Raw genomic sequence first — 11,807 nt, forward strand, 5'->3', positions numbered from 1 at the left:
AGACGCCCTTCGATCCGGAGGCCACGGGGGTGATCCCGCGGCTGACGTTCGACGACGGTCAAGAGGGCGCTCCGGCGTCCCCACCGGAGTCGGACGAGGAGGCGTCCGAGGCGTCCGGCTCCCCGGCGGAGGTGAACGCCGAGACGACGACGGCCTTCCGCGTCCCCGGAACCGTGCACATCGGCCACCCTCCCACGACTGACGAGCCTTCTTCCGGGCCTTCCCAGGCGTTCGCGGAGCGTGCAGGCGAGGCCCGGCCCAAGCCGGTGGGGCCCAACGCGTTCACCGCCAGGGCGCCCCACGCGCCGGCGGCCGAGCCGTCCAGCCCTGAGGGTGCGTCCGGGGAGGGCGCGGCTTCGGAGGCGAAGGGGGCGCCCGCCGCCGGGACCATGCCGATGCCCGTGGCGGAGTCTTCGCCGACTCCCGCCTCCGGGGCCGCCAAGGGCGGCTCCTCCACCACTGCCGACAGCGGCGACAGCCCCTCGAAGAGCCCCGCGGCACCCCGGAAAGACGGCCCGAAGGGCTCCGGCCCGGCCGGATCGGGGGCGACGGAGGTTGCTCGCCCCGGGGCCTCCTCCGGAACTCCTGTGACGGAGGCTGCCCGTTCCGGGGCCTCCTCTGGAACGACCGCGACGGAGGCCGCTCGTTCCGGGGGCTCCTCCGGCTCGGGTGGCGCCTCGCCGGACGGTGAGGCGGGCGGCGGGGTGCCCGGTTCTCAGGGCAAGCGGCCCGAAGCGGCCGCCGTCGAGAGTGACGAGGAGAGTGACGGCCGGACCGTCGCCTTCAGGGCGCCTGCCGCCCGGACGGCCGGTCCCGTCGCGGCCTCCGGGGCCGGGGCGCCGGTCGTCGAGCGGGCCCCGGCGGCTCCCGCCGACGGGCAGATCGTGGGCGGCCCGCGGAGCGGCGAAGCCGTGACCGCGGGGCAGAAGGGCCGGGCCGCCGGAGGGCGGGTCGGGGCGCTGATCGCCAGCGCGCCCAAGTGGCTGCCCATCGTCCTCGTGCTTGAGGGCCTGCTCATGTACATCCTCGCCCTGCGCGTGCCCCCGGGCCCGCTGCGGGGTGTGGACCCGGACAACATCAACGGCCTGGGCCTGATCTCGGCGCTGCCGGCGACGGCGTTCATCGCCATCCTGATCATGATCGTGTCGTTCTTCGTCACGGTCGCCCAGAGCACCGACCGCAAGTTCCTGCTGCTGTTCCAGATCGCCGCCATCACGTTCGCCCTGCACGGCGCGGGCGCCCTGGTGGCCACCGAGCCGCGCTTCCCCACGGCCTACATCCACGCCGGTTTCGTGGAGTTCATCTCCCGGACGGGCGAGACGGCGATCAGCATCGACGCCCGCATGGGCTGGCCGGGTTTCTTCGCGTTGTTCGCGTTCGTCACCAAGGCCGCCGGCATCACCGACATGACGACGATCCTGCAGTGGACGCCGCTCCTGTCGAACCTGCTCTACCTGCTCCCGTTCGTCCTGATCCTGCGCCAAGTGGTGGCGACGACGCGGGCCCGCTGGTTCGCGGCGCTGCTGTTCATCCTCGTGCAGTGGATCGGACAGGACTACTTCTCGCCGCAGGGGTTCACCTTCGCCCTGTATCTGGCGTTCGTGGCGATCCTGTTGCGCTGGTTCGGACGGGTGGAGCCGCGTACCAAGCCGATCCCGCCCAAGGGGCTGCGCAAGCTGCTGGGCAAGCTCGACGCGATGACGCCGGGCGAGATCGTGAACACCGGCACCTACCGGGCCGACAAGCTGCTGATGCTGCTGATGCTGCTGGCGTTGTTCTTCGCGTCGGTGGCCTCGCACCAGATCACGCCGTTCATGATGATGGGCGTCGTGACGGCGTTCCTGATCTTCAAGCGGACCTCGCTGACGTGGGCGCTGCCGTTCTTCCTCGGTCTCGTGACGCTGGCGTGGATCAGCTACATGACGGTCGGGTTCTGGGCGGGCCAGATCGACGCGATCTTCGGCGGCCTGGGCAAGATCCTGCAGAACATCGGCAGCGCCACGTCCGACCGCGTCGAGGGCAGCGACCCGGCGCACGCGCTGGTGCTGCAGGCGCGGCTCGGCATCCTCGGGGTCATCCTCTCGCTGGCGGCGGCCGGGCTGTTCCGGCGGCTGCGCCGCGGGGTGTTCGACCGGTCCGCGCTGATCCTGCTGTGCGTCCCGGTGCTGGCGCTGGGGCTGCAGAGCTACGGCGGCGAGATCGGGCTGCGCATCTACATGTTCGCGCTGCCGGGCTCCTGCCTGCTGGCCGCCTACGCGTTCTTCCCGAACCTGCCGGCCGACAGCGCGGACGTGCGCGAGGAGACCGTGCCGCTGCGCAGGCGGAACGTGCGCTTCAACCCCGAGCTGACCAGGAAGATCTCGGTCGTGCTCGCGGCCTGCTTCGCGGTGCTGTTCGCCTTCGCCTTCCTGCTGGCCCGGTACGGCAACGAGAAGTTCGAGCGGGTCACCACCGGCGAGGTCGCCGCCCTGCACTACGTCTACGACCACGACAAGCCGAGCGCCAAGGTGCTCTACCTGGTGCCCAAGGAGGGCCCGGAGGTCACGCCGACCCTGCCGTGGGGCGAGCGGGACGTCGAGCTGGTCAACTTCGGCGTCCAGGCGCTGGTGCACAAGGACCCGACGCAGATCGCCGACGCGGTGGCCAAGCTGAAGGAGCAGCCGCGCAACTCGTACCTGATGGTGAGCCGCGGGCAGGTCAGCTACCTCCAGCTCAACGAGGGCTTCCCGGAGGACTGGGGGCAGCGGTTCCGGGCCGCGCTGGACGCCTCGCCCGACCTGAAGAAGGTCTTCTCCAACGACGACGCCGCGCTCTACACCTGGAAGAAGTTCGTGAAGGGCACGGAGATCCCCGAGCCCAACCCCTACAAGGGACGCGGCGACCCCACCTCGCCGTGGACGCCCGTCGGCATCGGCGCGCTGGTTGTGACGTGGGTGGCGCTGTTCGGCTACGAGGTCATCGGGCTGAACGGGCCGAACCGGGCGCGACGGGCGCGCAGGGGGCTGATGTTCCTGGCCATTCCGGCGTTCTTGATCTCCATAGCAGTGATCGTGGAGAGATTTATCCACATCGCACTAAATAACTGAATTCACAGGAAACGCTAAGGTTTTGCGGGATGATGTAGACCTGATGAGGACACAGGAGACACTTCCCGCCATGCCCGATGCACGACTCGCGGCTGCGAGGATCACTTCTGTGGACGCCCTGCGCGGCTTCTCGCTGCTGGGGATCCTCGTCGTCAACATCGCCTTCCTGGCCTCCGGTTACCGGATGGCCGGGATGGCGGAGCCCGGCTTCGACTCCTCGCTCGACTGGGTCGTGCGCTGGCTCGTGACGCTGTTCATGGAGAACAAGTTCTACCTGCTGTTCTCCTTCCTGTTCGGCTACAGCTTCACGCTCCAGCTCGACTCGGCCGTCCGGCAGGGGCGGGCGTTCGTGCCGATGTTCCTGCGCCGCCTGGGCGGGCTGCTGCTGATCGGCCTGGCCCACGCGGTGCTGCTGTTCCCGGGCGACATCCTGACCACGTACGCGTTCGTCGGGATCGCGCTGCTGGTGCTGCGCCGGATCGGGCCCAAGACGGCGATCGTGCTGGCCGGGCTGCTGACCCTGATGCTCGCGTTCGGGTTCCTGATGCTGGCCCTGCTGGCGATGGTCGGCCTGGACGCCTCCGGCACGGTCGCCGAGGGCACCGCCGAGGCCGCCCGGTCCGACACCGCCCTCGGCGGGGTGTTCTGGCAGATCATCTCCGAGCACATGCGCAAGCTGTCGCTGATCGTCCTGCTGCGGGTGCTGTTCCAGGGGCCGGCGGTGCTGGCCGCGTGCCTGATCGGGCTGGCGGTCGGCAAGCTGGGCGTGCTGCGGGACCTGTCGGCGCACAAGGTGGCGCTGCGCCGGTTGCAGTGGACCGGGTTCACGGTCGGGCTGGCCGGCGCCTTCGTCTACACGCAGTCGGCCTGGAACGGCACGGTGAACAAGTTCCTGGGCGAGGCGATCGACCTGGTGACCGCGCCGCTGCTGGCCGCCGCGTACGCGGCCACGTTCCTGCGGGTGCTGCCGTACCTGCCGCGGGTGGGCCGCGCCCTGGCCGCCCCCGGACGGATGGCCCTGTCGAACTACCTGGGCCAATCGCTGATCTGTTCGCTGATCTTCACCGGTTACGGCCTGGCCCTGGTGGACCGGGTCAGCCCTCCCGTCGAGGTGCTGATCGCGCTGGCCATCTTCACCGTCCAGGTGCTCTACAGCCACTGGTGGCTCAAGGGGCACCGGTACGGGCCGGTGGAGTGGGTGCTGCGCTTCCTGACGTACTGGCGCAGGCCCACGGGCCAGCGGCACAAGACCGCCGAATCCGCACAGACCGTCTGAGAACATCTGCCCAAAGACCCCTTGGGCGAGGTACGCTCTCACGTGTAAGGAAAATCTTTCACGTGACGGGAAACCATGACCGATGCCGGGCCGACCGGTGACGAGCTGGTCGAGATGCTGGCGGCGCTGGGCAACCCCCTGCGGGTGCGCATCGTCGCGACCCTGGCCGCCGGGCGCGACTATGTGAGCCACCTGGCCCGCGAGATCGGCGTCAGCCGTCCGCTCCTCCACATGCACCTGCGGCGGCTGGAAGCGGCCGGCCTGATCGTCGGCACGCTGGAGCTCTCCGAGGACGGCAAGGCCATGAAGTACTACGAAGTCACCGACTTCGACGTCCACCTCACCGCAGCGGCGCTGGCCGAGGCGGCCAAGACCCTCACCGCGCCCGACCCGGAGCCCAAGGAGCGCCCCTGATGCCCACCGCCTGGCCCGAGGTGATCTTCATCCTCGGCGTGCTGCTCGTGACCGGCTTCCTGATCTGCCTGGTCATCGTCGGCCTCTTCGACTTCCGCAAGGCGAAGCTGGAGGCCCTGCAGAAGGACGACCTGCGCCGCCTCGTGCACAGGTTCGAGCAGCTCGCCGAGAACACCCTTGACGCCCAGCAGCGCTCGGCCGCCGATCTGGCCGAGCTGCGCGCCCGCACGGCGTCGATCGAGCAGATCCTCAGAACCGTCGAGTAGGAGCGTGCCATGAAGGCCATCCGTTACGCCGCCTACGGGCCGCCAGAGACCGTCATCGAACTGCGCGAGGTCGATCCGCCGCCGGTCGGCGACGACGACGTGCTGGTCCGGGTGCGGGCCGCGGCCGTCAACCCGGGCGACTGGCATTTCGTGCGCGGCCTGCCCTACGTGCTGCGGGCCGTCTCCGGGCTGCGCCGGCCCTCGTTCGGCGGGCTCGGCATGGACCTGGCCGGGCAGGTCGAGGCGACGGGCCGCAACGTCACCCGGCTCAAACCCGGCGACGAGGTGTTCGGCCACTTCCGCGGCGCCTTCGCCGAGTACGTCGCCGTCCCCCAGGACAAGGTGCTGCTGGAGAAGCCGGCCGGGTCGACGTACGAGCAGGCGGCGGCCGTGCCGCTGGCGGCGCTGACCGCGTACGAGGCCCTGGCCACCAGAGGTGAGGTCAAACCCGGGCAGAAGGTGCTGGTCGTCGGTGCGGCGGGCGGGGTGGGGACGTTCGCGGTGCAGATCGCCAAGGCGCTGGGCGCCGAGGTGACCGGCGTGTGCAGCGGCGGCAAGGCGGAGCTGGTCGCGTCCCTGGGGGCCGACGAGGTCATCGACTACACCAGGCAGGACTTCACCCGCCACACCGGCCGGTACGACGTCATCCTCGACAACGTCGGCGACCGGCGGCTCGCGGACTGCCGGCGCGCCCTGACCCCCACCGGCGCCTACGTCCCCAACTCGGGCTCCGGCGGCGGGTCGTTCCTCGGGCCGTCCGGGCGCATCCTGCGCGTCCTGGCGACGAAGCCGTTCGTCCGGCAGCGCATGGTCAACTTCGTCACGGCCGAGGACCGGGACACGCTGGCCGCCGTGCGCGGGCTCGTCGAGGCGGGCGAGGTCGTCCCGGTCGTCAGCCGGACGTACCGGCTGGACCAGGTGCCCGAGGCCGTCGCCCACGTCGAGCAGGGCCACGCCACGGGCAAGGTCGTCGTCACCCTCTAGATGCCGGCTCCCAGGCGGCGCTGGGCGGAGCGGAGCATGGCCCGCACGACGATCGGGTGCACGAGGCGTACCGGCCAGAAGTAGAGCCGGCCGCGCCGGCCCTTCAGCCGGACGGTGGTCGTGACCCGCACGAGCCGGGCCTCGCGATCGACCCCCACCCCGCAGCGGAAGTCCAGGTGCCGGTCGTCGGCCGCGATCAGCGCCTCCTCCCCCTCGACGCGGGCGACCCGGAAGACGTCGCGCGGCGCGCGCGGGATGCCGGCCAGCGGCACGACCGCCTGGCGCAACCACAGGGCCGCGGCGATCCAGCGCGGCATCGACCTGATCGAGAAGACGGCCTTCGCCCAGGCCCGCGGGTCGTCGGTCGCCCGCGGCGGCAGCACGCCGACGATCACGTCGGCGTAGTCGGGCGCGGGCATGTCGTCCAGGGCGGACGACCAGTAGACAGGTGTTCTCATGACTCCTCCATACGGTGCCGTATGGTGAGGACTATACGGTACCGTATGGCGCATGGCGCAAGGGGGCCGGATCACGGCGGAACAGTGGGTGGACGCGGCCTACGCGCGGTTCACCACGATCGGGCTGGACTCGGTGCGGGTCGAGGCCGTCGCCCGCGACCTCGGCACCACCAAGGGCTCCTTCTACTGGCACCACGCCGACCGCGGGGCGCTCGTCCGGGCCGTCATGGAACGCTGGGAGGCCGAGGAGACCGAGCACATCATCGCGGCCGCCGCCGCCGAGGCCGAGCCGCGCGCCCGGCTGCGGGCCCTGTTCGGCACGGTGGCGGCCCGCGCGGGACGGCGCGGCGGCGAGAGCCGCCTCTACCTCGACGCCGACCGCGAGGGCGTCGCCGACATCGTCACCCGGGTCACCCGCCGCCGGGTCGACTTCGTCGCCGGGCTGCTGGTGGGGCTGGGCTTCGACGAGGAGGAGGCCGAACGCCGCGCGCTGCTCGCGCTGGCGGTGGTGGTCGGCCTCCAGCAGCTCGAACGCGGCACGCGGCCGCACATCCCGCTCGACCAGGCGCTCCTCACCGAGACCGCCTTCACGATGGCCGTCACGCCGCCGCCCGCCCAGGGCGACTGAGGCCCCATCGCGGAGGTCCGCGCCGGCGGCGGCGGGCTGTCCTGGCGGCCGGCTGTCAGGCGTTGGGGCCGTTGCGCTGGAGTTCCAGGAAGTCCTGGTCGCAGCTCAGGCGGTAGCCGTCCGGGGTGCGGAAGTGCTCCTGGAGGTAGGCGGCGACCTCGTCCATGGCGGGCGGCCGCTCCAGCGGGACGACGTTCAGCATGAACTGCGCGACGGCCAGCGCGGTCTCCAGGTCCGGCATCGTGACGGAGGCCGGGTCGGTGCTGATGCCGATCTCCCACTCGGCTCCGGCGGTGGCGGCGAAGGCGCGCCCGAGGGCGTCCAGGTCGTAGCGGTGGCCGGTGAAGCGGCGCAGCAGGCGCATGCAGTCGCTGTCGGGGTTCTGCATGACGACCACGGCGAAGCCGCCCTCGGCCGTCCAGGACGCCAGCCGCTGGAGCTGGTGCAGCCAGGTCTGCTGCGGCACGTAGTACAGGACGTGCGCGCACAGCACCAGGTCGGCGGTCTCCTCCGGATCGGCGGTGGCGATGTCCTGGCTGAGGATCGCGGCTTCGGGACACCGGCGGGCCAGCTCCGCCCGCAGGTGCTCGTTCGGCTCGATGGCGATCGTCCGGTCGAACCTGGGAGCCAGCCACGCGGTGGTCTCGCCCGTCCCCGCGCCGGCGTCGATGAACGTACGGCGGTGGGGCAGCCGTCCCACGACCCGGGCCAGTTCTTCGCGGGCCCGGATCTTCTGGTCGGTGTGGGCCAGGAAGGTGGCGAAGGCGGCGTCGTAGGCCGCGCTCATCGGGTCGAGGATGTGCACGATGGGCGGCTCGGCGTTGCTGTCGGTCATCACGGTCCCCGGCATCACAAGTCAGTCACTTTCGGCTTATGGAGCACCACTCTACGTTCATGGGTGCGGGGGGTGGTGAAGCGGTGGACCGTGCCAGGCGGCCGGCCCGGGACGGTCAGGGTTGTGAAGGTGGGGGCAGGTGGGAGGGGGCTGGGCGTCGAGGGTCGCCTCGGGGTGGGGGCAGGACGGGGGAAGTGGGTGGGGGCGGTGCCGGAGGAGGCTCGCGGGGGTTCGGCCGGAGAGATGACAGTGCTGCGGTGACAGTGTTGCGATGGCGGTGTTGACGGGGTGCTGCGGCGACGGTGTTGCAGGCTGGTGGCCAGGCTCAGGAGCCGAGGGGAGGGCTGTAGCAGTACTTCGCCGGTATTTGAGCAACGGCGCGCCCAAGGGTGCCGAAGCGCCTGCCCCGGGGGTCCTGAGCCGCTTTCCAGAAGCCCCGGAGGCGCCCTTCCCGGAGTCCCGAAGACGCCAGGGCGGAATCCACCAGCGCCGAAGGCGCCGGGGGCGTCAGGCGCCGCCTCTTCCCGCCCACTTGATCTCGTACGCCCCCAGCGTCACCGTCCTGCCGTCCACCGTGGCCGTCACCTCCCGGTCGGACGTGTTCACCATGACGACCTGCTGCTCCTGCGCCAGCACCCGCACCTTCGGGTCGGACGACGTCACCGCGCTGTCGAGCCGCGCCCCCGCGGGGAACCACCGGGTGAACCCGCTCAGCAGCCCCGCCATCGGCATCTCGTCCCCCCGCCCGGGCGCCCAGAGGCAGCCGTCGCACTGGCCCGTCCCCTTCACCTGCGGGTTCCAGTACAGGGCGGTGGTGACGCCGCTCCTGGCGAACTCCATCATCGCCGCCGCCTGCACGGCCGTGCGCCGCTCCTCGCTCCAGCCGGAGTTCTCCGGCTCGACGTACCATTCGGCCCACCAGACGGGCAGGTCGCCGCTCTTCTCCCGCAGCCACTTGGTGATCGCGCCGAACTTGCCGAGCGCGCCGAAGTCGTCGGGAACGTTCCCCTTGTCGGTCGTCATCGAGGCGCCGTCCACGACGATGAAGTCGGCGCCCTTCTTGTGCTCGATCCAGTACTCGATGGCGTCGAGCGCCCGCTGGTCGACGGTCCCCCACGGACCCTTCAGCTCGGACGGCCCGCCGCCCGAGCCGCTCTCGATCGGCATGTACGGCCCGCCCACCTTGATCTGCGGGTCGACCTTCTTCAGCGCCGCGTAGACCTTGTTGTAGAGCTGGGTGTACCCCTCGGCGTCCCAGCGGTTGGTGGAGGGGTCCCAGAAGCCCTTGAACTCGTTCCACACCATGTAGTACTTGACGGTCGGGTACTGCCGGGCCACCCGCGCGGCCAGCTTGGCGTAGTCGTCGAAGTGCTCCGGCTTGGGGGCGACGGTGTGGTTCTTGCTCCAGTCGGTACGTCCGGGCTGCCCGCCCTTCATCCAGTCGGGCGCGCAGCACAGAGTGATCACCGGCACCGCCCGCGACGACGCCATGAACGTCAGCCGCCGGTCGAGGTCGCGGAAGCTGAACTGGCCGGGGCTCGGCTCGGGGTTGCCCACGCCCCAGCCCATGATGTGCTGGTTCTGCAGCATCGGCACCCGCCCGAGCATGCCCCTGGCCTGTTCGACGACCTGGCGCGGCTCGGTCTCGGTGCTGTACTGCGTGTGCGTGATGCCCCACCGGGGCCAGTCGTGGAGCACGGGCGGCTGTTCGAGCCGCGGCGGCGCCTGGGTGGGCCCGACCTCGGCCACCTCGCCGCCCCTGAAGCCCTCGCGCGAGCTCGACCGCATGCCCGCGTAGACCATGATGCCGACGACGAGCACGACCGCGAGGACGCCGGCCCCCAGGGCGATCGGCCATGGCGACCGTTTGCGCGCGTGTCTGCCCTCGGTGGGAATCACGGAACGCTCCTTACCATCACGCAACGTACAAGGGCCAGGCAGTGCCCGGCCCTTATGACGGTAATCGTTCCGCTTGCAGCAGACTTGCTATCAATCGGAAGCGGGTGGACGCTGACCGCCCGCGGGCCCGGGAACCCCCGAGTAACGGTACGGCACCGGCTGCCTGCCCGGCTGCACGATGAGCAGGGTGCCCGGCGTCTCGGCGTAGAAGGCGGACTCGACGGCGGCGGCGACGTCCTCGGCCGTGAGCAGCGGGAATCCGGCGTCGACGAACATCTCCCGCGCGGCGGCCACCAGCGGAGTGTCGGTGAATCCGGGGCAGACGGCGTTGATCCGGATGTTCTGCTGGGCCAGCGGCTCGGCCAGCGCCCGGACCAGGCCGACGACGGCGTGCTTGGTCATGGTGTAGATCGGGTCGCCGGCGAAGGCCACCAGCCCGGCCAGCGAGGACGTGGCCACGATCGCGCCGCCGCCCGACCTGACCAGCAGCGGCACGCAGGCGCGCACGCCGAAGACGACGCCGTCCACGTTCACGCCGACGGTCGCGCGGTAGCGCTCCAGGTCGAAGTTCGCCAGGTCCACGCCCCCTGAGATGCCGGCGTTGAGGTGCACGAGGTCGAGGCGGCCGTACCGCCGTTCGGCGAGCGCGACGGCCTCCAGGGAGGCTTCCTCGGTGCTGACGTCGGCGGCCAGCCACGCGCCCTCGACCTCCTTGGCCACCCGCTCGACGCCCTCGCCGTCGCGGTCGACGAGGACGCACTTCGCGCCGCCCGACGACAGCCGCCGGGCCACCGCGGCGCCGATGCCGCTGGCCGCTCCGGTGATGAGTGCAACTGTGCTCATGGGGCTCCTTGCGGGGTCAGGGCTGGTCGAGCATGCGATGGGCGCGGGAGATCAGCGTCGGCACGGCCGCGCCGATGCGGTCGAACCCCTCCCCCACGGTCTTACCCTGCTTGAACCGGGCGTGGATACCCTCCACGATCACCGCCAGCTTGAAGTTGCCGAAGGCCACGTAGAACCCGAGGTCGGAGATGTCGCGGCCGGAGACCTTGCCGTAGTGGGCGGCGAACTCGGCGGCGTTCATGAACCCCGGCGCCACCGTCACGTCCCCCGACACGGGGATGCGGGCGCGTTCGTCGTCCCCGCGGTCGTGCCAGTACGTCAGCGTCAGCCCCAGGTCGGCCAGCGGGTCGCCGAGCGTGGACATCTCCCAGTCGACCACGGCCATGATCTCGATCTCGGCCGGCGGCGGCGCCAGGCGCACCAGCGTGTTGTCCAGCCGGTAGTCGCCGTGCACCAGGGTGCTGTCGGACGCGGCGGGCAGCCGTTCGCGCAGCCGCCGGACGAGGCTGTCGTAGTCGGGCAGGTCGGCGGTCTTCGACCGTTCCCACTGCTGGCACCACCGGTCGAGCTGCCGGGCCAGGTACCCCTCGGGACGGCCGAAGTCGCCGAGCCCAACCTCGCGGTAGTCGACGGCGTGGATGGCGGCCAGCACCTCGGCCAGCCGCTCCGACAACCGCCGCGTCTGGTCCGGCGTCGGCTGCCCCAGCTCGTCCTTGGTCTGGACGGCGGCGCCGGGCACGTACCCCATGACATAGAACGGCGCCCCGACCACCTCCTCGTCGGCGCAGAAGGCGACGGGCTCGGGCACCGGGACGGGCGTCGGCGCCAGCGCTGAGATGACCCGCCACTCCCGACGCATGTCGTGGGCGGTGGGCAGCACGTGACCCAGCGGCGGCCTGCGCAGCACCAGCCGGCGCTCGCGCGCCTCCACCAGGTAGGTCAGGTTCGACCTGCCTCCGGAGATCAGCGAGACGGACAGCGGCTCCCCGGCGTCCGGCACGTTCCTGCCCAGCCACGAGACCAGCCGCGGCCAGTCGATCCCTGGTACGGTCATGGACACACATTAGAACGCCACTCGGTCCTGAAAGCCAGCTGAGAGTTGCATAACAGTAGGCCCG

Annotated in this window: 11 protein-coding genes; 6 read left to right on the top strand and 5 right to left on the bottom strand. The window is 71.1% G+C overall.

Going from position 1 to position 11,807, the window contains the following annotated elements:
- Positions 1–704: 704 nt before the first annotated feature.
- The 5 genes from ACIBST_RS15405 to ACIBST_RS15425 all read left to right on the top strand — a co-directional run bounded on the left by ACIBST_RS15405 (position 705) and on the right by ACIBST_RS15425 (position 6,026).
- Complete coding sequence (locus ACIBST_RS15405) at positions 705–3,086, top strand: hypothetical protein (protein WP_397172125.1); 2,382 nt, start codon at positions 705–707, stop codon at positions 3,084–3,086.
- A 109-nt stretch (positions 3,087–3,195) separates the two neighbouring features.
- Positions 3,196–4,362, top strand: a complete 1,167-nt coding sequence (locus ACIBST_RS15410) for a DUF418 domain-containing protein (RefSeq protein ID WP_397172127.1) — start codon at positions 3,196–3,198, stop codon at positions 4,360–4,362.
- A 75-nt stretch (positions 4,363–4,437) separates the two neighbouring features.
- The gene (locus ACIBST_RS15415) at positions 4,438–4,776 is read left to right on the top strand and encodes a winged helix-turn-helix domain-containing protein (RefSeq protein WP_352351957.1); all 339 of its coding nucleotides are present in this window, start codon (positions 4,438–4,440) and stop codon (positions 4,774–4,776) included.
- Positions 4,776–5,042, top strand: a complete 267-nt coding sequence (locus ACIBST_RS15420) for a hypothetical protein (RefSeq protein ID WP_352326042.1) — start codon at positions 4,776–4,778, stop codon at positions 5,040–5,042. Before ACIBST_RS15415 ends, ACIBST_RS15420 begins: the two co-directional genes overlap by 1 nt.
- A 9-nt stretch (positions 5,043–5,051) precedes the next feature.
- On the top strand, positions 5,052–6,026 hold the full coding sequence (locus ACIBST_RS15425) for an NAD(P)-dependent alcohol dehydrogenase (protein WP_397172128.1): 975 nt from the start codon (positions 5,052–5,054) through the stop codon (positions 6,024–6,026).
- Here the strand turns inward: ACIBST_RS15425 and ACIBST_RS15430 are convergent.
- Positions 6,023–6,484 (bottom strand): DUF2867 domain-containing protein, encoded by a 462-nt coding sequence (locus ACIBST_RS15430; RefSeq protein ID WP_397172130.1) that lies wholly within the window; start codon positions 6,482–6,484, stop codon positions 6,023–6,025. The genes ACIBST_RS15425 and ACIBST_RS15430 overlap by 4 nt on opposite strands.
- Positions 6,485–6,536: 52 nt before the next feature.
- Between ACIBST_RS15430 and ACIBST_RS15435 the strand changes: the two genes are divergently transcribed.
- Positions 6,537–7,112 carry a TetR/AcrR family transcriptional regulator gene (locus ACIBST_RS15435; protein WP_397172132.1) on the top strand — a complete coding sequence of 192 codons (576 nt, stop codon included), beginning with the start codon at positions 6,537–6,539 and terminating at the stop codon, positions 7,110–7,112.
- A 55-nt stretch (positions 7,113–7,167) separates the two neighbouring features.
- On the opposite strand, the gene ACIBST_RS15440 is transcribed toward ACIBST_RS15435, so the two are convergent.
- The 4 genes from ACIBST_RS15440 to ACIBST_RS15455 all read right to left on the bottom strand — a co-directional run bounded on the left by ACIBST_RS15440 (position 7,168) and on the right by ACIBST_RS15455 (position 11,743).
- Complete coding sequence (locus ACIBST_RS15440; protein ID WP_397172133.1) at positions 7,168–7,947, bottom strand: class I SAM-dependent methyltransferase; 780 nt, start codon at positions 7,945–7,947, stop codon at positions 7,168–7,170.
- A gap of 507 nt (positions 7,948–8,454) precedes the next feature.
- Positions 8,455–9,846, bottom strand: a complete 1,392-nt coding sequence (locus ACIBST_RS15445; RefSeq protein WP_397172135.1) for a xylan 1,4-beta-xylosidase — start codon at positions 9,844–9,846, stop codon at positions 8,455–8,457.
- A 90-nt stretch (positions 9,847–9,936) separates the two neighbouring features.
- Positions 9,937–10,689 (bottom strand): SDR family oxidoreductase, encoded by a 753-nt coding sequence (locus tag ACIBST_RS15450; RefSeq protein WP_397172137.1) that lies wholly within the window; start codon positions 10,687–10,689, stop codon positions 9,937–9,939.
- A gap of 16 nt (positions 10,690–10,705) precedes the next feature.
- Positions 10,706–11,743, bottom strand: coding sequence for a phosphotransferase family protein (locus tag ACIBST_RS15455; protein ID WP_397172139.1), 1,038 nt, complete (start codon positions 11,741–11,743; stop codon positions 10,706–10,708).
- Positions 11,744–11,807 lie beyond the last annotated feature (64 nt).

Source organism: Nonomuraea sp. NPDC049684 (assembly GCF_044465345.1).
In the GTDB taxonomy this organism is placed as follows: domain Bacteria; phylum Actinomycetota; class Actinomycetes; order Streptosporangiales; family Streptosporangiaceae; genus Nonomuraea.